Origin of the sequence: Pseudomonas sp. MTM4, from assembly GCF_019355055.1 — a bacterium.
Taxonomy (GTDB): domain Bacteria; phylum Pseudomonadota; class Gammaproteobacteria; order Pseudomonadales; family Pseudomonadaceae; genus Stutzerimonas.
Window position 1 is genome coordinate 526,969 of sequence record NZ_CP048411.1, and the last position, 25,698, is coordinate 552,666.

The following is a 25,698-nucleotide window of genomic DNA, read 5'->3' on the forward strand; positions in this document are numbered from 1 at the left end:
GGGCCGATGAGGGCACAGCGAGCCCTCAATGGGAGGTAACGGCTGCCTACTTGGGATAGCCCGCGCGCTTCATCTCGCGCGTGGTCGACTGCTGCACGGCGGTTAGCATCTGCTCCACCGGCATCTGCCCGGTGAGGGCGGCGGCAAACATCTTGCCGACCTGGGTGCCGATGGCCTGAAACTCGGGAATGGTCACCAGCTGGATGCCGACATAAGGCACCGGCTTGGCCGAGGGCGAGGCGGGATCGGCCTGCTTCAGCGATTGCAGGGTAACCTCGGCAAACGGTGCCGCGGCCATGTACTCCTCGCTGTAGGTCGATTCGCGGGTGCCCGGCGGTACGTTGGCCACGCCATCGGTCTCGGCGACCAGCTTGGCGTAGTCCTTGGAGGTCGCCCAGGCGGCGAAGGTCTTGGCGGCCTCCTTCTGCTGCGAGCTGGTAGGAATCGCCAGCGCCCAGGAGTAAAGCCAGGCCGATCCCTTGTCGGTGTCCTGATGCGGCGCGAAGGCGAAGCCGACCTTGTCAGCCACCTTGCTCTGCGAGCTGTCGGTGACGAAGGAGCCAGCCACGGTGGCATCGACCCACATGGCGCACTTGCCCGTGTTGAACAGCGCCAGGTTTTCGTTGAAGCCGTTGCTGGAGGCGCCCGGTGGACCGTATTTGCTCAGCAGATCGACATAGAAGGTAGCCGCCTTGGTCCATTCGGGACTGTTGAATTCAGGCTGCCATTGCTCATCGAACCAGCGCGCGCCAAAGGCGTTGGCGACGGTGGTGACCAATGCCATGTTCTCGCCCCAGCCGGCCTTGCCGCGCAGGCACATGCCGTACTGGTCCTGATCGGGCTTGTGCAACTTCTCGGCGAACTCAGCCATCTGCGTCCAGGTCGGGCGTTCCGGCATCTGCAAACCGGCCTGCTCGAACAGGTCGGTGCGGTAGTAGGTCATCGAGCTTTCGGCGTAGAAGGGCAGCGCATAGAGGGTGCCGTCGACCGATAGGCCTTCGCGTACCGAGGGGAATACATCGTCGAGATCGTAATCGGCGGGCAGGTCGGTCATCGGTGCTAGCCAGCCCTTGTCACCCCACAGCGAGGCTTCGTACATGCCGATGGTCAGTACGTCGAACTGCCCGCCCTGGGTGGCGATGTCAGTGGTCAAGCGCTGGCGCAGTACGTTCTCTTCAAGTACGACCCAGTTGAGATCGATCTCTGGATTCTGTTGTTCGAAGGTCTGGGAGAGGCGCTGCATGCGGATCATGTCTGCATTGTTGACGGTGGCGACCGTGAGGGTTTCGGCCGCGTGGGTCGCGCCGATCATCGCAATACAGGTGGTGCCGAGCAGCAGTTTGACGGTTTTCATCCTGGACTCCTCTTCCACGGCCAGGGCGGTGGAAGCGCTTATTGTTTTTGTTGTTGCTCGTGTACTGCGTACGAGCGTCTCGCGAGCATTACAACGCTCGCATCGAGGTGGTTACAAAGCCCTGACTGCACTTCGTTAGATACTTTTTTGCACTTTTTGTCTGATCATGCTGGGTGCAGTGATACGCGGCTCGACAACGGTGAAGAGCACGGCGCAGCGGGGTTACCTATACAGAAAGGCAGCGCAAGCGGCGCCTCGGTAGTCGGGAAGCGACACCGCGAAGCAATGACGATGCGTATCAGCCGGCCAGGTTCTGCGCCGTCAGCCGCTGCTCGACCAGGCGGCGGTAACACGAGGGCGTCATGCCTTTGAGCTGCTGGAAGCGGCGATTGAAATTGGAGAGGTTGTTGAAACCGGACTCGAAACAGACGTCGGTGACCGGCTTTTCGTTGTCCAGCAAAAGCTCGCAGGATTTGCTGATGCGCAGACTGTTCACGAACTCGACGTAGCAACGCCCGGTGGCACGCTTGAAAAAGCGCGAGAAGTAGGTGGGCTTCATGCCCAGATGGCCGGCGACTTCTTCGAGCGGCAGTTCGCGCATGTAGTTCTCGAAGATGTAGTTGACCGCCATGTTGGTGCGGTCGGCGTGGTTGTCATCTCCCAGCTGCGCTGAGGTAGTGCCGGACAGCAGTTGATAGTCGTCACAACTGGCGAGCAGTTCGAGCATGATCAGGAAATAGCCGAGACGGGTGGCGCCGCGGCTGTCAGCCACTCGCTGCATCAATCGACCGGCCTCGGTGATCGTGCGGCGGCAGCGGAACTCGATGCCATAACGCGAGCGTTCGAGCATCGGCGTCAGGCTGCGCAGCTCGGAAAATACGCTGTGGCCCGCTTCGAACAACTCGTCGGTGAAATTGACCAGCATGTCTCGCTTGGCGACGACTTCGCCGTCATCGACCTGGCTGATCCAGTTGTGCGGTAGATGCGGGCCGGTGAGAAACAGGCTGTCCGGACCGAAGTTGCCCACGTAATCGCCAATGAATACCTTGCCGGTACTGGCGACGATCAGGTGCAGCTCGTACTCCTTGTGGTTATGCCAACGCACCAGAGGGCAGGGGAAGCCGTGCTCCCGGTAGATCAGCGAGTTGCCGTGGTGGTCGTCCATCAGCTCGTAGGAGGGATCGGAGATCTTCAGTCCTTTCATTGCACGCTGCGCCGTAGGGTAATTATTGTCAGGGGCTGGACGTTACGTAATCGATTGTAGGGTGCGCTATGCGCACCGAACGGCGGATGCCGGGAATGAGCTGCGCCCCCGTCGCCGTTGCGCGGAGCACACCCTACGATGGCCGACCGGCGAAACGGAACAGGACCTATGGTTTATAGACCTGGAACCAAATTCGGCCAGTCAATTTCGTATCGGTAGGGCAGGTCCGGCCCGGTGCGTGAACAGGTGATGGCCGCTGCTTGCACAGCGAATCCGAGCATCGCCTCGAGTTGTTCGCGATCCAGTTCGGCAAGCCCCGCCGCGGTCTGGACACGCTGCTCATGCAGATAACTCAACAGCGCGGCCTGGAAGGTATCGCCCGCTCCAACGGTGTCGCGAACTACCGTAGGCTTTGCGGCTGCGTAGAGCTGACCATGCTTACGGCTGAACAGCTGCGCGCCTTCGCGGCCACGTGTCAGCAATACCAGTTCACAGCGATCCTTCAACCAGCCTTGGGCAATGCGCTCGGGTGCCTCGCCGGGATAGAGCAACGCGAGATCCTCGTCGCTGACCTTGATCAGGTGCGCGTGTTTGGCGAACGCGTCGACACGTTCGCGCCAGCGCGGCAGGCTGGGCTCGACGTTGAGGCGTACGTTGGGATCCATGGAGATCAGGCGCCTGTGGCTCTCACGCGCGACCAGCGTCTGCAGGGTATCGGCGATCGGCGGCACGACCAGACTGTAAGAGCCGACATGAATGGCACAGATATCGTCACTCAGCGGCTTGAGGTGCGCTTCCTCGAGCAGACGGTCGGCGCAGCCTTCGCCACGAAAGCTGTAGCGTGGCGAGCCGTCGGCGCCGAGCGCGACCATCGCCAGGGTGGTGGCTGCTTCGAACGGCACTAAGTAGGTATCGACCACGCCTTCCTCGCTCAGGATCTGGCGCAGGCGTTCACCGAAACTGTCGCTGGAAATCCCGCCGAACAAGGCTACCGGCACGCCCAGCCTCGAAAGGCCAACGGCGACGTTGAAGGGTGAGCCGCCCGCAACCGCCTCCAATGTCAGTCGGTTGCTCGGGCCGTCCCCGGTCGCAGTGAATACATCGAACAAGGCTTCGCCACAGATCAGGTACATGACAATCGCTGCTGTTGTTGTTTGAGCCGAGCTTAGTACCCGCTCGATTCTTCGGACAGTACGAAGCGTCCGCCAGACTGATACGTTGTTGTCCTTGATGTTGGGTTCGTCTGATGGACCCACTCCCTAAGCCATGCAGCAGCCACTTGGCCACAAGCGCTACGGCGTAATACCAAAGCGCCAGTGCTGCCGATCGGTGCCGCCTGTGCTCGGGAGGCAATACGGATGACAGGGCCAAAGCACTAGCCATTCGCCGCCATAGCAGCGTATGTGCGCCCCGGTGGCCTTTCGATAATCGCTCCCGTCACGACTGCCTGTCGTCAAATACAGCGGAGAGCGCCATGCACAACAACAAGAAAGCCGTTTCAACCCTGCTGCCTCTGGCCCTGGTCAGTGCCGTTGCCATGTCGGTGAGCCAATTGGCATCGGCTGAGATCGTGCTTTACGACCAGGACGACACCCGTTTTTCCACCGACGGTTACTTCAATACCTTCTACGTCCATAGCGATGTCGATCGTGCCGGCGAGCAATTTGACCGCAAGCAGTCGCGGGTCAAGATGGGTTTCCTGCCCAATTACATCGGCTTCAACTTCAGCAAGCAGGTCAATGACCTCAAGCTCGGCGGTCGCTCCTCTTTCTGGGTGACCATCAACGACAGCGACACCAATGGCACCGAAACCGGTATCGACGTTCGCCAGTTCTACGCCACGGTGTCTAACGATGCCTGGGGCGAGGTGCTGTTCGGCAAGGATTTCGGCCTGTTCGCCCGTTCCAACATCCTGCTCGACGAAATGCTCACCGGCTATGGCCAGGTCAGCGACACCCTGGGGCTGGTGGACGGTGGCGGCGTGTCCTTCGGCAACATCGGCACCGGCTATCCGTACCCGTTCCCGACATCGCAGGTTACTTACCGCTCCCCGGTCATAAGCGGTGTGCGCGTGGCGGTCGGCATCATGGACCCGGTGGACACCACTGAGGACACCAGCTCCACCCTCGACAAGGCCTACCAGGAAGAGCCGCGTCTGGAAGCCGAGGTGACCTACCAGTTCGAGCTGGGCGGCACCCACCTCTATACCTGGATCAACGCCATGCAGCAGAGCTCGGACAACACCGACGACAGCATCGAGGACGTGACCTCCAAGGGCCTCGGCTACGGCGTGCAGGCGAAGATGGGCAGCTTCTCGCTGACCGCGTCGGGCTTCCAGGCCGAAGGCATCAACCCGTTCTTCACCAATAACGCCGGCGAAGCCTTGCTGCGCGAGGTGGACAGCGATGGCTACCTGCTACAGGGCTCCTATCGTTTCGGCAAGAACCGCATTGCGCTGTCGTACGGTAAGACCAAGGATGACGGCAACGGTCTGGGCACCGCCGCCGATTATGAAACCCGCGGCATCGCGCTGTTCCACGATATCAATGACAACCTCAAGTTGGTCGCCGAACTCAACGAGTTCGAGATCGCTGGACGCGATACCGGTGCCGTCGACGAAGACACCCGGACTTTTGCTATGGGCGCTGCGCTGAGCTTCTGAGCCAAGGGTGCAGGACAGAGGGCTGGCCCCCGTGAGGAGGGCCAGCCTTTTTTGTTATTCCAACGCAGGCGATGCGCGGAGCGCACCCTACGAATGTTTGACGCATGCGTAGGGTGCGCTCCGCGCACCGATTGGGAGGCGAGGCCCCGCTACCTAGGCACGTGTATTCCGGTACTCAAGTAGCATTTTCGTGCCCAATGCCCTGACCAAGAATGTGGGCAATCCGATAGCGGTGCGGGAGGCAGTGCGTGAGCGAGCAACAGACGGAAACGATACGCACGGCAATGTCCGAAGCGCGGCTGGCTGAAACGGTGGCCCAGGATCTGGCGCGCCAGTTGATCCATCCGCACCTGGGTTTCGTGCTGTTCTTCTGCTCCGCCGAGTACGACCTGCCGGCATTGGCCGATGCGTTGCAGCAGTACTTCGGTGGCGTGCGTCTGGTGGGCTGTACCTCGGCGGGCGAGATTACCGCCCAGGGCTACAGCCGCAGCTGCGTCAGTGCCATAGGCTTCGACCACCGCAACTTTTCCATTGCCTGCGAGCTGATCGACGAGATGGAGCGCTTCAGCCTGGTCGATGCCCAGCAAATGGTGGAGCGGCTGGGCAGCGCCTGTCGCAGCAACTCCCTCGCGCCGATCAAGGACCACAGCTTCGCCCTGACCCTGCTCGACGGCCTATCCAGTCGTGAGGAACAAGTGCTCGCGGCGCTCAGCGCAGCCTTCGGCAGCATTCCACATTTCGGCGGCTCAGCGGGCGACGACAACCACCTGGCTGACACCCACGTCTATTACGACGGCAAGTTCCACAACGGCGCAGCCATCGTGGTGCTGATCAATACCTGGCTGGATTTCGAGGTGTTCACCACCCACCACATCCTGCCCAATGGCGAGAAGCTGGTGGTCACCCAGGCCGACAGCAACGGCCGCCGGGTCTTCGAGCTGAATGCCGAGCCGGCCGCCGAGGAATACGCCCGGTTGATCGGCGTGCATGTTGCCGATCTCGATCATCGGCTGTTCGCCGCGCATCCGCTGGCGGTGCGCATCAACGAGCAGTACTACGTGCGCTCGATACAGAAGGTCAACGAGGACCTGAGCCTGACGTTCTACTGCGCGGTGGAGAACGGCATCGTGCTGACGGCCATGCAGCCCGGCCCGTTGATGCCCAATCTCGAAGCGCTATTCCGGCGCCTCGAAAACCGCCTGGGCCCGCCGCTGCTCACCATCGGCTGCGACTGTTTCCTGCGCCGCCTGGAAATCGAAGCCAACGGTGCCAGCGAGCAGGTGTCGGCTTTTCTCAAGCGCCAGCAGGTGATCGGCTTCAACACCTACGGAGAGCAGTTCAATGGCATGCATATCAACCAGACCTTCACCGGTGTTGCCATTGGCCGACCAGGAGGGCGGGGCGGTCATTGAACTGCTGGCGCGCCAGACCGAGCTGGAGCGTGAGAACCGCAAGCTGGTGCGGATCAATGCCGCGCTGATCGAGCGCGTCGAGTCCAGCGGCGCGGGGCGTGATGCACCCTATGCGGCGTTCCAGCATTCGGTAGAGCTGGCCGAGCAGGTACGCGAGCGTACCGACGCGCTGAACCAGACGATGGCTGAACTCCAGGGCAGCAACCAGCTGCTCAGCGATGCGCGCCTGCGGGCGGAAACCGCACACCAGCACTTGGTCGACGCCATCGAGAGCATCTCCGATGCCTTTGTGCTGTTCGACTGCGAGCAGCGCATCGTTCTGTTCAATCGGCGCTTCAAATCGCTGTGGAACCGAACCCCGGTGCGCATCAACGCTGGCACGCGATTGGCCGATGTGCGGCAGCTGGCCAAGAGCACAGGGCTCATCGTCGAGGAACATCAAGGCAAGGGCGATGAGCCCACAGTCTATCGACTGAACAACGGCCGCTGGGTACAGGTCAGTGAACGACCGACTCGCGAGGGTGGGTTGGTGATGCTCTACACCGACATCACCGAGGTGAAAGTCAGCGAAACCATGCGCCGCGAACAGGCGCTGGCGCAGAAGTCGCGTCTGCTGCAACGCGCGGTGGACAACCTGTCCCAAGGCGTGGCCATGGTGGGCGCCGAGGGCACGCTGGAACTGTGGAACCGGCGTTTTCTCGAACTCTGCGGGCTTGCTCCGATCGAGGCGCATCGGCCGTTCGATGAGGTGATGGCAGAGAGCGAGCTGAAGCTCCTGACGCCCAACAGTCGAGATGGTAACGGGCGACCTATCCGTGAGCTGGAGCAGCGCCTGTTCGACGGACGCATGCTGGAGATCCGCACCCATGCGCTGCCCACCGGCGGCTTCGTCAACACCTTCACCGACATCACCGATCGCTACCGCCACGCCGAGGCGCTGCGTGAGAGCGAACGTTGGATCCGCCTGATCACCGACCACGTACCGGCGCTGATTGCCTACGTGTCTTCCGATCTGACCTACGAGTTCACCAACAAGGTCTACGAGCAATGGTACCGCTGGCCCAGCGAAGGCATGCTCGGGCAGAGCCTGCCCGAAGTGCACAGCGGCGAGCATTGGCGGCAGCTGGCGCCTTATATCGACCGCGCCTTGTCCGGCGAAAACGTCAGCTTCGAGATGTCCGAGTGCAACCATGCCGGTCAGCAGCGCTACATGCTGCGTTCCTACGTACCGAACCGGCTTTCCAGCGGCGAGGTCGCCGGCATCTTCGTGCTGATCCAGGACATCACCGACCGCCGGCGTACCGCCGAGGCGCTGCACCAGGCCTATCAGAACCTGGAGCAGCGAGTGCGCGAGCGCACCGCCGAACTGACCAGCCTCAACGACCAGCTGTTGCGCGAGATCGAAGAGCGCAGCCTGGTTGAAGCACGGTTGCGCGAGGCCAAGCGCGAGTCGGAGCTGGCCAACCTGTCCAAGACCAAGTTTCTCGCAGCCGTCAGCCATGACTTGTTGCAGCCGCTGAATGCCGCGCGGCTGTTCACTAGCGCTTTGCTGGAGCAGCCGGCAGAGCCCAGCGGCGGGCTGGTGCGCAACATCAGCAACTCACTGGAGGACGTGGAGAATCTGCTCGGCACCCTGGTGGACATTTCCAAGCTCGACGCCGGCGTGATCAAGCCCGATATCGCTCCGTTCGCCGTCAGTGAACTGCTGGAGAACCTGGCCATGGAGTTCCGCCAGATCGCCGGGGCCGAGCGCCTGCAGCTGGATTCCATCCCCAGTTCGGCACTGGTGCGCAGCGATATCCAACTGCTGGCGCGCATCCTGCGCAATCTGCTGACCAATGCCATCCGCTATACGCCGCAGGGGCGCGTGCTGCTGGGCTGCCGGCGGCGTCGGCAGCGGCTGTCGATCGAGGTGTGGGACACCGGCGTCGGCATCGCCGAGGACAAGCTTGAGGAAATCTTCCAGGAGTTCAAACGCGGGGAGGGCGTGCGGCCGAACCAGGACCGCGGGCTGGGCCTCGGCCTGGCCATCGTCGAGAAGATCGCGCGCATGCTCGGCCATCGCATTCAGGTCAGCTCGCAGCCGGGGCGAGGGTCCCGGTTCGCCATCGAGGTGCCGCTGGCCAAGCGCGCCCCCATGACACGTGCCGAGCCGACCACCACTGAGCTGGTGCTGCAGCGTTTGCAGGGCGCGCGGGTCTGGGTGCTGGATAACGACACGGCGATCTGCGCCGGCATGCGCACCCTGCTCGAAGGCTGGGGTTGCTTGGTGATCACCGCATTGTCGGAAGAAGATCTGGCGCGCCAGGTGGACGACTTCCATGCCGAGGCCGATCTGCTGATCGCCGACTACCACCTGGACAACGGTCACACCGGCATCGACGTGGTCGCCAAGGTCAACGCCCGCCGCGCCAGCCCGCTGCCTGCGCTGATGATCACCGCCAACTACAGCAACGACCTCAAGCAGCAGGTACGCGAGCTGGGCCACATGCTGATGCACAAGCCGGTACGGCCGATGAAGCTCAAGACCGCCATGTGCCACATGCTGGAGCATGGGCTGGCGGGCTGAGTAGGCATGCTTCGCTGATACGGAGGAAGGACGGTGTGGCTCTTGTTGGTGCGCGGAGCGCACCCTACTAGGGGCAGGACTCTTGTAGGGTGCGCTCCGCGCACCGAAGAGCCCGCCCCGACTCAGCGACGCAGGTAGGCGGTGAAGTCGATATCGCCGGCCGAGAGAATCGCCTGCACGCGGTTGTGCACGTTGAGCTTGCGCAGGATCGCCGAGACGTGGGCCTTGACCGTGGTTTCGGCGATGTCGAGGTTATAGGCGATCTGCTTGTTGGATTCGCCCTTGGTCATGCGCTCCAGCACCAGTAGTTGCTTGCGGGTCAGCGCCTGCAGCAGCTCGGGCGGGATCGAAGGTTCGTTGTAGCTGGTCTGGCGCCGGCCGCTTTTCTGGCTGCGGATAATGTCCGAGGGCAGGTAGACGTTGCCGTTGAGAATTTGCTCGATGGCCTCGGTCATCTGTGCGCGAGGCGAAGACTTGGTGATGAAACCGACCGCGCCGTAGGTGATCGCCTGCAACACGATTTGCTTGTCCTGCTCGGCGGAAACGATCACCACCGGAATCGTCGGCGCCTCGTTGCGCAGGTTGATCAGCCCGTTCAGGCCATGCATGCCGGGCATGTTGAGGTCGAGCAGGACCAGGTCGAGGTCGTCGTGTTCGAGCGTCAAGGCCAAGGCACTGTCGAGGTCGGCGGTTTCCAGAATTTCGCTGTCAGGAAAGCCGTCGCGGATGACGTTGTGGATGGCTTCGCGAAACAGCGGATGGTCGTCGGCAATCAATATCTTGTACAAGGCTGGTCACCTCTTTTTGTGGTTATGGTCGGCACGCTTGGTGGATCATTCCGGACCGTTCAGAGCCTCCGGCGTTGCGGGGCTCAGGGGCAGGCCGGCCTGTTCCCAGCCGTCCACGCCATCGCGATACCAGTAAAGGTTCGTGTAGCCCAGTGCGTGAGCCCGTCGGGTGGCGTTCCAGCCCAGCCAGCAATCGGAGCGGCAGTAGAATACCAGCGGCTGGTCGAAACGCCCCCGGCTGATACGGGCAAGGTTCCTAGCGAAATAGTCCGCCCATTCCGGTGTGAGGGCTCCATCCCCGGTATTGGGCAGCCAGACGCTGCCGGGCAGGTTGGAGTGCGCCTCGGTTTCGATGAAGCGACCGGCCAGCCACTGGCGACGATAGACATCCACCAGCACCAGCTGCGGCTCGTCATCCAGCAATGTGCGTAGCGAGGCGGTGTCCAGCGTTTGCGCACCTTCGGCGGTGGCGGGCGTCGGGCTGCGGTAGTGCGCCTGGCGGTAACCCTCGGCGGAGAACAGCTCGTCATCCGCTTGCGCCGATGCTGTCTGGTTGATGCCCAGGCAGGTCAATATGACGATCAGTAACGGTAGACGCGGCATCGTCTGGGCTCCTGTGTGCTCCGATGAAAGGATTACAGAACAATGGTGCTGGCTTTGAAATCCTACGATGGAGGCGAAAACCGGTACCAAAGTAGTAGATCGCCACGCGTCCAACGCGCAACCAGGAAGGAAGACGTCGGCGGCGCAAGCGGGACTGCATAGAAAGTACGGCTCCGGCGCTACCAAGGTAGTAGGCAGGTGAGTGTTTCCAAGCTCTAGCATGTGGTTATCCGTAGCACGAACTGGCGCCGGAAGCCCGTGAGGTACTAGCCGGTGCGCAGAGCGCACCCTACGGATGTACAAGACCCTTATAGGGTGCGCTCCGCGCACCACGGACCTGATGGCCGACAGTGGCCTGAACGTCCCTTATGAGAAGGCGGCTAGCCTGTGAAAATTCTTCTGGTAGATGACCATGCGATGGTGCGTCAGGGTTGCGCCGCGTTGCTGCGTGCAGTGCTGCCCGAGGTACAGCTGAGCGAAGCCTGCGACGGCGAGCAGGCGTTGGGCGAGTGCCAGCGGGACATCCCAAGCCTAGTGATTATGGATATCGGCCTGCCAGGTATCAGCGGTATCGAGACCACGCGACGGCTGCGCCAGCGGCTGCCGCAGCTACGCGTGCTGTTTTTCAGCATGCACGATGAGCTTTCACTGGTTCGCCAGGCGCTGGATACCGGAGCGGCGGGATATATCACCAAAAAGGCGTCGCCACAGGTGCTGATCGAGGCCGTGCGGCGCGTTCTCTCCGGCCATGCCTATATCGAACAGCCGCTGGCTACCGAACTGGCGCGCAATCCTGGCCACTACGGCTCACCGGACCCGCGTCTGCAAGGCATGACTCAGCGTGAGTTCGAAGTTTTCGTGATGCTCGCCAAGGGCACACCCGCCCGGCAGATCGCCGAGCAGTTGTGCATCAGCGGCAAGACCGTTTCCAACTACCTGACCATGCTCAAGAGCAAACTGCAGGTCGGCTCCCATGCTGAACTGGTACACCTGGCCATCGATACCGGCGTGCTGCGCGTCGGCGAGCGGAAAATGGTATTACAAGTTTCCTGAGGCGACCCACCGGGTGGAGTGTTTGTGGGTATGTGCCTGTGTAGGGTCGCTGATTACTTGGTAGGCATCTGAATGCATCGGCTTTTCGTAGGATGCGCTCCGCGCACCAGCGGCCTCGGTGAATGTGGTGCGCGGAGCGCACCCTTTTCGCAATTATTTTTCCCAGTCCATCGGGCAATCCGTGCAGCCTTCCATGTTGGTGCCCTGAAAGGTTGCGTAATGCCGGCGCGCGCCCGTGAGGATGGCATTTTCGAGGTTGGCGTCGTTGAACTTTGCTTCTTGCAAGTTGGCGTCGGTCAGGTTGGCGCCTTTGAGGTCGGCCTTGCTGAGCCAGGTCATCTCTAGGTCGGCGGCGCTCAGGTTGCTGTCGTGCAGCTTGGCGCCGCTCATGCGTGCAAATTCGAGGTAGGCGCCGGTGAGGTTGGCCCCCTTGAACTGCGCGGCCTGGGCGAACAGTCCCCAGCCCTGGATGGCTACCAGTTGGGCATTGGTGAAATCGGCCAGGCGCAGGTTGGACTGTTGCAGGCTGGCGCGGTTGAGCGTTGCGCCGCTCAGGTTGGCCTTCTCAAGGTTGGCCAGGTCCAGAATAGTGTGGCGCAGGTTGGCGCCGGACAGATTGGCGCCGGCCAGGTTGATCTTGCGCAGGTCCTGATTGCTGAGATCGGCACCGCGCAGGTCGGCGTTGGTGCACTGGCTTTCCGGTTCGAGTGTGCAGCCGTTAATGATCAGGGGTTGGTCGTCGGCGAAAGACGGGGCAGCAACGAATAACAAGGGAAGGATCAGGCTGGACGGTTTCATATGAGGCCCATGCATGTGTAGGGTGCGCTCTGCGCACCGGATTCAGAATAAAAGCTGGTGCGCGAAGCGCACCCTACGGGCGACGAGAGCGCTCGCATCTAGCGAAAAGGCCGTGTCCGCGATGAGGCGGGCACGGCCGGGACATCAGCGCTGGGCGGTCTTGTTTTCCCACTCAGGTAATTTGAACACCCAGAACGAGCCGCCCTGTGCGACCGGCTTGGTCAGCTCGGCCATGTCGCCGCCCCACAGCGGCACTGCGCCGCCGTAACCGACGGTCACGCCGATGTACTGCTCGCCGTCCTGCTCCCAGGTCACGGGCGGGGAGATGATTCCGCTGCCGGTCTGGAATTTCCAAAGCTCGTCGCCGGTCTTGGCGTCAAAGGCCTTGAAGTAGCCATCGCTGGTGCCGGTGAACACCAAGTTGCCCTTGGTGGCCAGCACACCGGCCCACAGCGGCAGCTTCTCCTTGTGTTCCCACTCCACCTTGCCGGTGGTGGGGTTCATGGCGCGCAGGATGCCAACGTGGTCGTCATACATGCGCTTGATGCGGAAGCCCTGGCCAAGGTAGGCCGAACCCTTCTTGTAGCTGACTTCCTCGGTCCAGTAGTCCTCTTTCCAGTGGTTGGCAGGCACGTAGAACAGGCCGGTGTCCTGGCTGTAGGCCATGGGGTTCCAGTTCTTGCCGCCGAGGAAGGGCGGGGAGACCTCGACTGCTTTGCCGTGCTTCTCGCCCGGCTCGGGCTTGGGTGGACGCTGGCCTTCGTTTTCAATCGGGCGTCCGGTCTCGAGGTCGATACCTTTGGCCCAGGTGATGTTGTCGACGAAGGGGAAGGCGTTCTGCAGCTTGCCGTCGTTACGGTCGACCACGTAGAAAAAGCCGTTGCGGTCAGCGTGGGCGGTGGCCTTGATCGTCTTGCCGTCTTTGTCCTTGTAGTCGAAGAGCACTAGCTCGTTGTTGCCGGAGAAGTCCCAGGCATCGTTCGGCGTGTGCTGGTAGAACCATTTCACTTCACCGGTGCTCGGGTCGACGCCAACCTGGCCGGACGTGTAGAGGCTGTCGTAGTCCTGGGGCTTGCCATCCTTGGAGGTGCGTGCCCAGCCGTTCCACGGGGCCGGGTTGCCGGCTCCGACAATGATGGTGTTGGTCTCGGCATCGAAGCTCGCGCTCTGCCACGGTGCGCCGCCACCCTGGCTCCAGGCCTCGACCTTGCCGGTGGGGGAGTTCGGATCGTCCGGCCAGGAGGGCGCCTTGATGTCGCCGGTGGGGGTGCTGTCCTTGCCGTTCAGGCGACCCACATGACCTTCGACGAAGGGACGCATCCAGATTTCTTCACCGGTATCCGGATCGCGGGCGAACAGCTTGCCGACCACGCCAAATTCGTCCCCCGAACTGCCGTGAATCAGCAGCACCTTGCCGGTCTCGCCGTCTTTCACGAGGGTCGGTGCGCCGGTCATGGTGTAGCCCGCGCCGTGATCGCCGAATTTCTTGTTCCAGACGACCTTGCCGGTGTCTTTGTTCAGCGCCACGACGCGAGCATCGAGAGTGCCAAAGTAGACCTTGTCGCCATAAATGGCGACGCCGCGGTTGACCACATCGCAGCAGGGACGGATGTCGTCGGGCAGGCGATGGGCGTAGCTCCAGAGGCGCTTACCGGTCTTGGCATCCAGCGCGAATACCCGCGAGTAGGAGCCGGTGACGTAAATGATGCCGTCGTGCACCACGGCCTGGGATTCCTGTCCGCGCTGCTTCTCGTCGCCGAAGGAGAACGACCAGGCGGGTGTCAGCTTGAAGACGTTCTTGTCGTTGACCTGAGCCAGCGGGCTGAAGCGCTGGGCGTGGGTGCCCAAGCCATATTGCAGGACGTTGTTGGTCGAAATGTGGTCGTTGGCGATGTCTTCCCAGCTGACCGGCGTGGCCTGGGCGGCACCGATCATTGCAAGGCTGCCAGCCAGTGCCAGGCATTGCACGGCTAAGGCGAGGGGACGTTTGCTGCCGGGGTGCGATCTTGTTGTCATGGTTGCGATTCCCTTGGTCGGTTCGGACAAGGCCGCTGCTCGGTCTGTGTAGACGCGGGTCTGACACTGCCGATAGCGGCTTGGCGAATCGATTATTGGAAGCGCGGCGCAGGCGCCGATACGGAAAAATTCCCGCGAACGCCGGGAATATTTCCCAAACGTCCGGTGTTTTGGCCTTGCTCCACAAGTGCTGTTCGACCCACTGCCAAAGGTGGTGGGAAAGCTTGCTACCAAGGGAGGAGTCGCCGGCTTCCAAAGCAGGATTCAGTCAACCCGACACCACCGCCAACATGGTCGCCATGCGCTCCCGGAAGGGGGCTGCCTTGCACGGATTCACGAAACGAGGTGGTTAGTCATGAACAATAAGAACCCTATGCGCGCACTTGTGGCTGCAGGCTTTATCGCTGTAACCGGTCTGGCCCTGGCTCATGGTGATGTCGTTCCCCATGCCGTAGAGACCAAGGGCCTGCCCGCTCTTGGTGAAGAGTGGGTGGATGAAAACCCCTATCGTGAACCGGGCGAGCACCACGACCTTGCTGTAGAAATTGGCTCTTCTGCCTACAACCAGAACTGCGCCCGCTGCCATGGTCTGGAAGCGATCTCAGGCGGCATCGCGCCGGATCTGCGTGAGCTGGAAGCCGATATAAGCGGTGACGAGTGGTACAAGGAGCGCGTGATCAACGGCGCGGTGCGAGACGGCGCGGTGTACATGCCACGCATGGCCGATACGCTCAGCCAGGAAGCGCTGTGGGCCATCCGTACCTATATAGAGAGCGAAGCGACCAAGCAGTGATGCGGGTGAAAAATGTAGGGTGCGCTCCGCGCACCGCACGCACCGAGGTCTGGCGGTGCGCCAAGCGCACCCTACGAAAAAACCGTGCTGCTTCGTGCAGGCGGACAGCTCATCCGAAAAGATCACGGGGCTGCCATGCCGATCCGCCGCCGGAGATACGACATGAACATGCGAATCCTGCTGGCACTCGTGCTGACCGTTAGAACCGACGGCCTGTTCGCGGCCGACACCGACCCGCTGCAATCGGTCATGTGGGAGCACCACCACGAGCGCGTGCTGAACGGCGAGCCTTACGTGTTCGACGACCGCGTACAGGTGCTTGTGCCGCCCTTCGCCGAGGATGCGCGCCAGGTGCCGATGCACATCGATGCCCGCGCCCTGGGCGATGAAGTGGTGCGTATCGAGGCCTGGGCCGAACTCAACCCCATTCCACGCGTGTTCAGCTTCAGCCCCGGCGAACAGGTACTGCCGTTGGTGGCGATTCGCTTCCGCGTGGAGCAGGCCACGCCCATTCGCGCGGCGGTTCTGACCCGAGATGGCGTCTGGCACGTGGGCTCGGCCCGGGTGGATGCCGCTGGCGGGGGCTGTTCGGCGCCAAGCGTAGTGCGCACCCAGCCCGGATGGGAAAAGCGGCTGGGAAGGGTAGTGGGCGGTCGCTTCGAGCGTAGTACTGGCAGCCGCCTGCGATTGCAGGTATCGCACCCGATGGACAACGGCTTGATTAGCGGCATTCCCGAATTCTTCCTAAACCAGGCCGAGCTGCGCGATACCGAGGGCAACGTACTGGCGACGCTGGAGCTGTATCCGGCCGTCAGCGAGAACCCGACGCTGAGCCTGGAAGTGAAAGGCCAGCAAGGCACCCGCCTGTGGTTGCGCGACAACAACGGCAACGAGTTCGAGGCGGCATTGTAAGACCCGCTGCTTTTGTAGGGTGCGCTCCGCGCACCGGCTTTCCCGGCAAGGAAACGACATGCGCTTGCTTATCCTGACCCTCGCGTTCTGCCTGGCGCTGCCTGTACAGGCCGAGTTGCAATATCGGCTGCAGCCGCGCCAGATCGCCGAAAACGTCTGGCTGCTGGAAGGCTCGACGGACAACTTCGACCCACGCAACGGCGGCAATATCGTCAACACCGGCTTCATCGTGACCTCAGCCGGTGTCGTGGTTATAGACAGTGGTCCTTCCAGACGCTACGGCGAAGCCATGCGCGCCGCTATCGCCGAGGTTACCGATCGTCCCGTCATCAAGGTGCTGCTCACCCATCACCATCCCGACCATGTGCTGGGCAACCAAGCGTTCGCTGACGTGCCCATCGCCGCGCTTGCCGGGACGGCCGATCTGCTGCGCGAGCAGGGCGATGCCATGGCCGAGAACATGTACCGGATGGTCGGCGACTGGATGCGCGGCACCGAGGTGGTGCTGCCGAACGAAAAGCTGGAGCCTGGGCTGCTGGAAGTCGGTGAACACAGGCTGCGCCTGCTGCAATTGCACGGCCACACCGGTGCTGACCTGGCGGTTCTTGATGAAATCAGTGGCGTGCTCTTCGCCGGTGACATCCTCTTCTACCAACGTGCCCTGACCACACCCAATAGCCCCGGGCTGGATGTATGGCTGGCGGATCTCGATCGTCTCGAAGCCACGCCCTGGAAACTGCTGGTGCCCGGCCACGGCCCGTTGAGCCGTGACAGCGCGCCGTTCGAGCAGATGCGCGATTACCTGGGCTGGCTCGACGGTCTGTTGCGCGACACTGCGGCCACCGGTGCCGACATGAACGAAGTCATCCAGAGCCCGATGCCCACGCGCTTCGCCGGCATCAGCCTGACACGCTACGAACTGATCCGTAGCGTCAGCCATCTCTATCCGAAATACGAAGCTCGGCAGCTGCAGCGGGTGGATGATTAAAAGACAGCCGCTCAGTTGTAGGTGCGCTCCGCGCACCGACCCCGCGACGAAGCCCCCTGGTGCGCGGAGCGCACCCTACAGGCTAGGCCGGAGCTCATGCAAAGTAGGGTGCGCTCCGCGCGCCGGACATTGCATCGCAGCTCCGCAGAGCCCTTGGCATCTACTACCAAATGAGGAGCGTCTCGCTGCCATGGGCGCATACCGGGGGTGGTGGGGCGCTGCCTAAGATCGGTCCATGCCCTGCGTCCGTTCTGGCGCAGGCTCTGACACGCAGAAGAAAGAGAGGCCCATCATGATTTACGCCCAACCTGGTACCGCAGGCGCCGTCGTTTCCTTCAAGCCGCGATACGGCAACTACATCGGTGGTGAATTCGTGCCGCCGGTCAAGGGTGAGTATTTCGTCAACACCTCGCCGGTGAATGGTGAAGTGATCGCCGAGTTCCCGCGCTCCGGCGCCGAAGACGTGGAGAGGGCTCTGGATGCCGCCCACGCCGCCGCCGATGCCTGGGGCAAGACCTCGGTACAGGACCGTGCGCTGATGCTGCTTAAGATCGCCGACCGCATCGAGGCCAACCTGGAAAAGCTCGCTATTGCCGAGACCTGGGACAACGGCAAGGCCGTGCGAGAAACGCTGAACGCCGACGTGCCGCTGGCTGCCGACCACTTCCGTTACTTCGCCGGCTGCATCCGCGCCCAGGAAGGCAGCGCCGCCGAGATCAACGAGCACACCGCCGCTTATCATTTCCATGAGCCACTGGGTGTGGTCGGGCAGATCATTCCGTGGAACTTTCCGCTGCTGATGGCGGCCTGGAAGCTGGCGCCAGCGCTGGCCGCCGGCAACTGCGTGGTGTTGAAGCCCGCCGAGCAAACCCCGCTGTCGATCATGGTCTTCGCCGAAATCATCGACGGCCTGTTGCCGCCGGGCGTGCTGAACATCGTCCAGGGCTTTGGTCGTGAAGCCGGCCAGGCACTGGCCACCAGCACCCGTATCGCCAAGATCGCCTTCACCGGCTCGACGCCGGTGGGTTCGCACATCATGCGTTGCGCTGCCGAGAACATCATTCCGAGCACCGTGGAGCTGGGCGGAAAGAGCCCGAACATCTTCTTCGAAGACATCATGCAGGCCGAGCCGGCCTTCATCGAGAAAGCCGCCGAAGGCCTGGTGCTGGCGTTCTTCAACCAGGGCGAGGTCTGCACCTGCCCGTCGCGTGCGGTGATCCAGGAGTCGGTCTTCGAACCCTTCATGGAGGTGGTGATGAAAAAGATCCAGCAGATCAAACGCGGCAACCCGCTGGACACTGAGACCATGGTCGGCGCCCAGGCGTCCGAGCAACAGTTCGACAAGATCCTCTCGTACATGGAGATCGCCCGCCAGGAAGGCGGCCAGATCCTCACCGGCGGCGCCGCCGAGAAGCTCGAAGGCAGCCTGGCGACCGGCTATTACGTGCAGCCGACCCTGATCAAGGGCCACAACAAGATGCGCGTGTTCCAGGAGGAGATCTTCGGGCCGGTGGTGGCCGTGACCACTTTCAAGGACGAGGCCGAAGCCCTGGCCATCGCCAACGATTCCGAGTTCGGCCTGGGTGCAGGCGTCTGGACCCGCGACATCAACCGCGCCTACCGCATGGGCCGCGGCATCAAGGCTGGGCGTGTCTGGACCAACTGCTACCACCTGTACCCGGCGCATGCGGCGTTCGGCGGCTACAAGAAATCCGGTGTGGGCCGCGAGACCCACAAGATGATGCTCGACCACTATCAGCAGACCAAGAACCTGCTGGTCAGCTACGACGTCAATCCGCTCGGCTTCTTCTGATGGATGGGCTCCGGCGTGCGCTCCCGAATGCGCCGGTTACTTGGCAGGCACCGAGTGTGCCGAGCCTTTCCGAGCCATCATCCCCGTGACGGCCGGACGGCTCGTTTCGCAGCGCGGCCTTTTGGCCGCGTTTTTTTAGAAGAACGCTGTAAGAACGTGCGGGCTCTGGTTCTGCACTAGAGTGCTTTCGGCAGAGCACTGTTTTCATTCCTGACACAACTGTTCCACTCCTCGCTTCGCCTGTTCCTTCCCTGGTACAGCTGCCCGCCTGCCAGCGCAGTCATTTCTGCTTTCATCCAATCATCAGGCCCAGTATCCACGCGCCCTCCAGCGATAAAGCGTAACGCTGGCACAGCCATTGCGATATCTCAGGGACCGTGGCGCGACGCTGCGGCCCCTAATAAGAACTGGAGACGCATTGATGAATCCTACTGGCCTGCAAAGGTGTGGAGGCGCAGAGCCGCCGCCAGCCGCCTCGTTCGTGAAAAGCCTGTTCACCGTGCTGGCGTTGAGCGCGGCCTGTTCTTCGGTAGCGCTAGCGGCCGATGTCGACGGCAAACGCATCGCCAATGCCGACGCTGAACCCGGCAACTGGATGAGCCACGGTCGTGACTATGGTGAGCAGCGTTACAGCCCGCTGACGAACATCACAGCCGAGAACGTCGACGAGCTGGGGCTGGCCTGGAGTTACAAGCTCGACATCGACCGTGGCGTGGAAGCCACGCCTATCGTGGTCGATGGCGTGATGTACACCACTGGCCCGTTCTCCATCGTCTACGCACTGGACGCCCGCAGCGGGGAGCTGATCTGGAAGTACGATCCGCAGTCCGACCGCTCCCGCGCTGGCGAAGCCTGTTGTGATGCGATCAACCGCGGCGTTGCCGTGTGGAAAGGCAAGGTCTACGTCGGCGTGCTCGATGGTCGCCTGGAAGCCATCGACGCCAAGACCGGCGAACGCGTCTGGTCCGTCGATACCCGCAACGACAAAGCGCGCAGCTACTCCATCACCGGCGCGCCGCGAGTGGTCAATGGCAAGGTCGTGATCGGCAATGGTGGCGCCGAGTTCGGTGTACGCGGCTACGTGACCGCCTACGATGCCGAGACCGGCGAGCAGGCCTGGCGCTTCTTCACCGTGCCCGGCGACCCGGACAAGCCCGCCGAAGGCAAAGGCATGGAAATCGCGAAGAAGACCTGGCACGGCCGCGCCTTCGTCGAACAGGGCGGTGGTGGCACCGCGTGGGACTCCTTCGCCTACGACCCCGAGCTGAACCTGCTTTACATAGGCGTCGGCAACGGCTCGCTGTGGGACCCGATCTGGCGCAGCGAAGGCAAGGGCGACAACCTGTTCCTGTCCTCCATCGTCGCGGTCAACGCCGATACCGGCGAATACGTCTGGCATTACCAGACCACGCCTGGCGATGCCTGGGACTACACCGCTACCCAGCACATGATTCTCGCTGACCTCGAAATCGAGGGGAAAGAGCGCAAAGTGCTGATGCAAGCGCCGAAGAACGGCTTCTTCTACGTCATCGACCGCGCCACTGGCGAACTGCTGTCGGCCGAGAACATCGTGCCGATCAACTGGGCCAAGGGTGTCGATCTGAAGACTGGCCGTCCCATCGTCGACGACGAAGCCGCGGCCTACTGGAAGGGCGAGAAGAAGGCCAAGCTGGTCCAGCCCGGCTTCTGGGGCGCGCATGACTGGCACCCAATGTCTTACAACCCGGACACGGGCCTCGTCTACATCCCTGCACACATCATGTCCGCCTGGTACGAACACGTGCCGGACGCGCCGGCGCGCAACAAATTCAAGAGCATGTATCAGCTGGGCCTGAAGACCGGGATGATGCCTGAGGACCCCGAAGGCCTCGGCAAGTACGCCGACACCTGGTCCGGCAAGCTGATCGCCTGGGACCCGGTGAAGCAGGAGCAGGCCTGGGAAGTGCCCTACGTCACCATCTTCAACGGTGGCACCCTGACAACCGCCGGCAACCTGGTGTTCGAGGGCAGCGCCGATGGTCGCGTCATCGCCTACGCCGCCGACACCGGCAAGAAGCTATGGGAACAGCCCGCCGCCAGTGGCGTGATGGCAGCACCTGTGACCTACAGCGTCGACGGCGAGCAGTACGTGACCTTCATGGCTGGCTGGGGCGGCGCTTTCTCCACCTTCGCCGGGGCCTTGTCGCTGCGGGCCGGCGTGCAGCCTTATGCGCAAGTGCTGACTTACAAGCTCGGCGGTACGGGCGAATTGCAGGAACCAGCACCACGGGCAGACGCACCCGAGCCGCCACCGCTGACCGCCGACGCCGCCACGGTCGAAGCCGGCGCCAAGCTCTACGACGGTTATTGCTCACAGTGCCACGGTATCCACGCGGTCAGCGGCGGTGTGCTGCCGGATCTGCGCATGCTTACCGCGGAAAAGCACGAGCAGTTCCTCGGCATCCTCCACGGCGCTCGGATACCCGACGGCATGCCGTCGTTCGCCGAAGCCTTCGACATGGAACAGATGAAGCAGATCCATCAATACCTGATCAAGCGCGCCCACGACCGCGTCGAGCACGGCCCGGACGACCTGCCGCAGCCGACTCAGAAAACCGCAAGCAACTGAAGCCACGGAGAGCGATATGACCGACGCAATCACCTATCAGAACTACATCGACGGCGAATTCGTCGCCTGCGACAACCTCGTCGAAGTGCGCAACCCGGCCAACGGCGCCGTGCTTTCCCGCGTGCCAGAATCGGACGCAGCCACCACAGAGCGCGCCATCGCGGCTGCGCGCACCGCGCAAAAGGAGTGGTCCAACAAACCGGCCATCGAGCGCGCCAGCTATCTGCGTGCCATCGCCAGCAAGATTCGCCAGAACGCCGAGCGTCTGGCTCGCGTGATTACCGAAGAACAGGGCAAGATCCAGAGCTTGGCACTGGTGGAGGTCAACTTCACGGCCGACTACATGGATTACATGGCCGAGTGGGCGCGGCGTATCGAAGGTGAAATCATCACCAGCGACCGCCCAGGTGAGAACATTTTCCTATTCCGTAAACCGCTGGGCGTGGTAGCCGGCATCCTGCCGTGGAATTTCCCATTCTTCCTGATCGCGCGGAAGATGGCGCCGGCGCTGGTCACCGGCAATACCATCGTGATCAAGCCCAGCGAAGAAACCCCGAACAACTGTTTCGAATTCGCCAAACTGGTGGCCGAGACCGACTTGCCGAGGGGCGTCTTCAACGTGGTCTGTGGCAGCGGCGCCGGTGTCGGTGGCGCGCTGACCACGAGCAGCGGGATCGACATGATCAGCTTCACCGGCAGCGTTGGCACCGGCTCGCGGATCATGGCCGCTGCGGCGCCTAACGTCACCAAACTCAACCTCGAGCTTGGCGGCAAGGCACCTGCGATCGTTATGAACGATGCCGATCTGGAGCTGGCGATCAACGCTATTCGCGCCTCGCGAATCATCAACACCGGCCAGGTGTGCAACTGCGCCGAGCGCGTCTACGTGCAGCGAGGCGTGGCCGACCAGTTCATCGAACGCATCTCCGGCGCAATGGCTGAAACCCGTTACGGCGACCCGATCGCGCAGGCGGATGTAGAGATGGGCCCACTTATCAACGAGGCCGGACTACGCAAGGTCGAGCAAATGGTCAGAACCGCCCAGAATCAGGGCGCCCAGCTGATCACTGGCGGCCAGGTCGCTGACTTAGGCCAGGGCTTCCACTACCAGCCGACGATCCTTGCCAACTGCTCGCAGGACATGGAAATCATGCGTCAGGAGATCTTCGGCCCGGTGCTGCCAATCCAGATCATCGACGACCTGGAGGAAGCCATTGCACTGGCCAACGACTGCGAGTACGGCCTGACTTCGTCGATCTACACCCGCGACCTGTCCACCGCGATGAAAGCGGCCGCTGGGCTGGATTTCGGCGAAACCTACATCAACCGCGAGAACTTCGAAGCGATGCAGGGCTTTCATGCTGGCACTCGAAAGTCGGGGATCGGCGGGGCGGACGGCAAGCACGGGCTCTATGAGTACACCCGTACGCATGTGGTTTATATCCAGCAGTAAAGGTAAGGGCCGCCTTGGGCGGCCTCATACCCATCTTCCTTCTTCAGGGTAAGACCAGCGAATCAGGACTCGCCCCTGGAGAGCCGCGGAAAGCTCGGACCTCGAACTGCCGAGCACTATTTCAGTGAGGCACGGCGCCAGGATGGCGAGGCACGGAAAGCCTTCCTAGGTATCGCCATTCGCCATCTGCGGTCAGCTCGCTCCATGGCGTGCTGAGTCTCTCCTGCAACTCAGAGCTAGAACATCTCATTGGGCTGGACGATGCCGTGCTTTTTCATCTTGCGGTACAGCGTCGAGCGGGAAACGGAGCTGGCTTCGGCTGCCGCGCTGATGTTCCAACGGTATTGCCGCAGGACTGCCAGCAGATGGCGCGCTTCGTCGTCGCCCAACTGGTCGGCCAGGGTGGCTGCTGGCGCCGGCGGCGCGGCCGGAGCGGGAAGGGACGGTTGATGCAGCTCGGCAGGTAGGCAATCGCAATCGATCACACCGTCTTCGGCCAGGGCCACGGCGTAACGTAGCGCATTGAGCAACTGGCGGATATTGCCAGGCCAGGGATGGTTGAGAAGGCGCTGGCGTGCCGCTTCGTCCAGACGTAATCCATCAGCGTCGGCCTGAGCGCTGAGCAGGTTGTGAATCAGCTCGGCGCGGTCGCTGCGCTCGCGCAAGGCCGGCAGCGCCAGGGTCATGCCGCTGAGTCGATAGAACAGATCCTCGCGGAACAGCCTGGCCTGGATCATCCCGTGCAGATCCTGATGCGTGGCGGACACCACCTGCACATCCAGCGGCACCGGCGTCTCGGCACCCAAGGGAAAGATCTCTCGCTCTGCCAGCACCCGCAGTAGACGGGTTTGCAAATGCGCCGGCATATCGCCGATCTCATCGAGAAACAGCGTGCCGCCGTTGGCCAGCTCCAGCTTGCCCTTCATGCCTTTCTTGCTGGCACCTGTGAAGCTGCCGCTACGGTAGCCGAAGAGTTCGCTCTCGATCAGAGTTTCCGGGATGGCGGCACAATTGAGGGCGATGAAAGGACCGCCTCGCCGGGCGCTGGCCTGATGGACGGCCCGCGCGAAGGCTTCCTTGCCGGTGCCTGTCTCGCCAGTGATGAGGATAGGGATACCTTTATCGATCACCTTGCGGATTCGCCGCACGCCCAGTTGCAACTGCGGGTCGCTTCCGCCGAGATGTTCAAGGTCGGGATGCTCGCTTGCCGGGGTGCGAGCGCACGCATCTGACGTCGGACGCGCGGAGCGCAGATGGTTCGCGGGAATGCGCAAGCCAACATCCATCAGCGCCTCGCCCTGCAGGGAACGCAGTCGCACGCCACGGGCTCCGCCGTTGGTCATGCTGAGCAGTTCATTGACGTTGGCCGGCAGTAGGCTATCGATGGGCCGGCCGAGCAGGGCGCTTCCATGGCCTTGCTCGTAGGCGACGAAGGCGGCGCGGTTGGCACCGATCACCCGTCCTTGTTCGTCCAGGGCCAACAACTGTTCATTGGCAAGATCGGTGATGTCGTCCCGTGGCTTGATGGCCAATGTCAGGCGATCGCGGTAGCTCTGATGGAAGTGGGCGTTCTCGATCAGCCGCGCGTACATGATCACCAATTGCAGGGTCAGGTACTGCGCTTCCTTGGGGCCATCGCTGTTCAGGCATGTGGCGTTGAGGCAGCCGCGCAGCTGGCCCTGGGCGTCGAAGATTGGCGATACCGAGCAGCTCAGGCGGAAGTTCGTGGCGAGGAAGTGCTCCTCACGGTGGATGGTCAGCGCCTGGGTCGCGGCAAGGGCAGTACCGATGCCGTTGGTACCGGCGACCGATTCGTCCCAGCGCGCACCGATGATTAGCCCAGACTGAGTGTAGAGGTCGCGCTGTGCGGGCAGGCGCGCATCCAGCGTGACGCCGCCCTCGTCGCTGAGCAGCACGGAGAAGCCGGCTTGCACGACGCGCTTGGCCAGGCCGGTGACGCCCTGGCTGGCGACAGCCAGATACTCCTGATGCTGAGCCTGGTGCTGGCGGATCTCGGCAGCGGTGAGAATGTTCTTCTCGCAGCGTCCGCGCGGGTTGAGGCGGTGCTGGGTAACGCTTCGGTACCAGGACTGAGCAATCAAGCCGTCCGGTTGAATGCCACGTTCGGGAAAGTGATCAGCCACGAAGGCTGCGAGTTCGCTGGCATTATCCGAAGCATGCAAATTCATTGTGATCCTCAGTGGCCGATGACGGGCCTGGGGGCACGTCCCGACGTCTTGTTGTTTTTTGTCGAACCAGCGGCTGACCGAACGCTTCAACCATAGACTTCTTCAGCGGCTCTTTCTGTCATCCATCCGTCGGAGATGGCACGGATACAGCAAGTGATATGCCGGGAGCACTCGGCGTCACCGCAAGTCCCGAGCTTGAGCGGTCAGAGGTAGGCCGCAGAGTGCGGATGTCGGCACAGCCGTCGCAAGAATGCGACATGTGGAGCGGACAGGCGTACAGGTGTCGCTGACACGCTACCAAATCAGGACCGAAACTCGTTCGAAAGTAGCATTCGGGGGTGTCGGGCCTGATGGTTAACTCAAATCTGCCGGAATTCTCCGGCTTCATAAGAAGAGGAACGACCCATGTGGACTAAACCCGAGTACAGCGATCTGCGTATTGGTTTCGAAGTGACCATGTACTTCGCCAATCGTTGACTGTTC

The 25,698-nt window shown here is 62.2% G+C and carries 19 protein-coding genes; 11 read left to right on the plus strand and 8 right to left on the minus strand.

The genetic code is table 11. From position 1 onward, the window contains the following. Positions 1-46: 46 nt before the first annotated feature. The 3 genes from GYM54_RS02460 to GYM54_RS02470 all read right to left on the minus strand — a co-directional run bounded on the left by GYM54_RS02460 (position 47) and on the right by GYM54_RS02470 (position 3,691). On the minus strand, positions 47-1,354 hold the full coding sequence (locus GYM54_RS02460) for a sugar ABC transporter substrate-binding protein (RefSeq protein ID WP_181103655.1): 1,308 nt from the start codon (positions 1,352-1,354) through the stop codon (positions 47-49). A 298-nt stretch (positions 1,355-1,652) separates the two neighbouring features. Next, the gene (locus GYM54_RS02465; RefSeq protein WP_181103654.1) at positions 1,653-2,558 is read right to left on the minus strand and encodes an AraC family transcriptional regulator; all 906 of its coding nucleotides are present in this window, start codon (positions 2,556-2,558) and stop codon (positions 1,653-1,655) included. A 173-nt stretch (positions 2,559-2,731) separates the two neighbouring features. Continuing rightward, positions 2,732-3,691, minus strand: a complete 960-nt coding sequence (locus GYM54_RS02470; protein ID WP_197444755.1) for a carbohydrate kinase — start codon at positions 3,689-3,691, stop codon at positions 2,732-2,734. Positions 3,692-4,032: 341 nt separating this feature from the next. Between GYM54_RS02470 and GYM54_RS02475 the strand changes: the two genes are divergently transcribed. The 3 genes from GYM54_RS02475 (at position 4,033) to nahK (ending at position 9,201) form a co-directional block, all read left to right on the plus strand. Beyond that, a complete protein-coding gene (locus GYM54_RS02475; protein WP_197444756.1) occupies positions 4,033-5,220 on the plus strand; it encodes a porin in 1,188 nt (395 codons plus the stop codon). A gap of 284 nt (positions 5,221-5,504) precedes the next feature. Beyond that, the gene (gene nosP, locus GYM54_RS02480; RefSeq protein ID WP_231752144.1) at positions 5,505-6,632 is read left to right on the plus strand and encodes a nitric oxide-sensing protein NosP; all 1,128 of its coding nucleotides are present in this window, start codon (positions 5,505-5,507) and stop codon (positions 6,630-6,632) included. Continuing rightward, the gene (gene nahK / locus GYM54_RS02485; protein WP_197444758.1) at positions 6,562-9,201 is read left to right on the plus strand and encodes a hybrid sensor histidine kinase/response regulator NahK/ErcS'; all 2,640 of its coding nucleotides are present in this window, start codon (positions 6,562-6,564) and stop codon (positions 9,199-9,201) included. The genes nosP and nahK overlap by 71 nt, the downstream gene beginning before the upstream one ends. A 122-nt stretch (positions 9,202-9,323) precedes the next feature. On the opposite strand, the gene GYM54_RS02490 is transcribed toward nahK, so the two are convergent. Together GYM54_RS02490 and GYM54_RS02495 are read right to left on the minus strand one after the other, a co-directional pair. Next, complete coding sequence (locus GYM54_RS02490; RefSeq protein ID WP_058075897.1) at positions 9,324-9,989, minus strand: response regulator transcription factor; 666 nt, start codon at positions 9,987-9,989, stop codon at positions 9,324-9,326. A gap of 45 nt (positions 9,990-10,034) precedes the next feature. Next, positions 10,035-10,592, minus strand: a complete 558-nt coding sequence (locus GYM54_RS02495) for a PQQ-dependent catabolism-associated CXXCW motif protein (protein ID WP_197444759.1) — start codon at positions 10,590-10,592, stop codon at positions 10,035-10,037. Between the two features lie 387 nt (positions 10,593-10,979). Here GYM54_RS02495 and GYM54_RS02500 point away from each other — a divergent pair, with 387 nt between their 5' ends. Next, positions 10,980-11,645: a response regulator transcription factor gene (locus GYM54_RS02500; RefSeq protein WP_197444760.1), complete on the plus strand. Its 666-nt coding sequence runs from the start codon at positions 10,980-10,982 to the stop codon at positions 11,643-11,645. 153 nt (positions 11,646-11,798) lie between these two features. Here GYM54_RS02500 and GYM54_RS02505 read toward each other — a convergent pair whose 3' ends face one another. Together GYM54_RS02505 and exaA are read right to left on the minus strand one after the other, a co-directional pair. After that, positions 11,799-12,443, minus strand: coding sequence for a pentapeptide repeat-containing protein (locus GYM54_RS02505; protein ID WP_197444761.1), 645 nt, complete (start codon positions 12,441-12,443; stop codon positions 11,799-11,801). A 144-nt stretch (positions 12,444-12,587) separates the two neighbouring features. Continuing rightward, positions 12,588-14,459, minus strand: coding sequence for a quinoprotein ethanol dehydrogenase (exaA, locus tag GYM54_RS02510; RefSeq protein ID WP_131648725.1), 1,872 nt, complete (start codon positions 14,457-14,459; stop codon positions 12,588-12,590). A gap of 355 nt (positions 14,460-14,814) precedes the next feature. Here exaA and pedF point away from each other — a divergent pair, with 355 nt between their 5' ends. The 6 genes from pedF to aldA all read left to right on the plus strand — a co-directional run bounded on the left by pedF (position 14,815) and on the right by aldA (position 23,026). Beyond that, on the plus strand, positions 14,815-15,252 hold the full coding sequence (pedF, locus tag GYM54_RS02515; protein ID WP_197444762.1) for a cytochrome c-550 PedF: 438 nt from the start codon (positions 14,815-14,817) through the stop codon (positions 15,250-15,252). Between the two features lie 162 nt (positions 15,253-15,414). Next, complete coding sequence (locus tag GYM54_RS02520; RefSeq protein ID WP_181103635.1) at positions 15,415-16,164, plus strand: quinoprotein dehydrogenase-associated SoxYZ-like carrier; 750 nt, start codon at positions 15,415-15,417, stop codon at positions 16,162-16,164. Positions 16,165-16,222: 58 nt separating this feature from the next. Further along, on the plus strand, positions 16,223-17,152 hold the full coding sequence (locus tag GYM54_RS02525; RefSeq protein ID WP_181103633.1) for a quinoprotein relay system zinc metallohydrolase 1: 930 nt from the start codon (positions 16,223-16,225) through the stop codon (positions 17,150-17,152). Positions 17,153-17,444: 292 nt separating this feature from the next. Beyond that, positions 17,445-18,965, plus strand: coding sequence for an aldehyde dehydrogenase family protein (locus GYM54_RS02530; RefSeq protein ID WP_197444763.1), 1,521 nt, complete (start codon positions 17,445-17,447; stop codon positions 18,963-18,965). A 421-nt stretch (positions 18,966-19,386) separates the two neighbouring features. After that, entirely contained in the window at positions 19,387-21,573 is a 2,187-nt protein-coding gene (locus GYM54_RS02535; protein WP_197444764.1) for a PQQ-dependent dehydrogenase, methanol/ethanol family, read from the plus strand. Between the two features lie 16 nt (positions 21,574-21,589). Next, the gene (aldA, locus tag GYM54_RS02540) at positions 21,590-23,026 is read left to right on the plus strand and encodes an aldehyde dehydrogenase (protein ID WP_197444765.1); all 1,437 of its coding nucleotides are present in this window, start codon (positions 21,590-21,592) and stop codon (positions 23,024-23,026) included. 236 nt (positions 23,027-23,262) lie between these two features. On the opposite strand, the gene GYM54_RS02545 is transcribed toward aldA, so the two are convergent. Next, the gene (locus GYM54_RS02545; protein WP_197444766.1) at positions 23,263-25,215 is read right to left on the minus strand and encodes a sigma-54-dependent Fis family transcriptional regulator; all 1,953 of its coding nucleotides are present in this window, start codon (positions 25,213-25,215) and stop codon (positions 23,263-23,265) included. Positions 25,216-25,620: 405 nt separating this feature from the next. Here GYM54_RS02545 and pqqA point away from each other — a divergent pair, with 405 nt between their 5' ends. Beyond that, complete coding sequence (gene pqqA / locus GYM54_RS02550; protein WP_115028541.1) at positions 25,621-25,692, plus strand: pyrroloquinoline quinone precursor peptide PqqA; 72 nt, start codon at positions 25,621-25,623, stop codon at positions 25,690-25,692. Positions 25,693-25,698 lie beyond the last annotated feature (6 nt).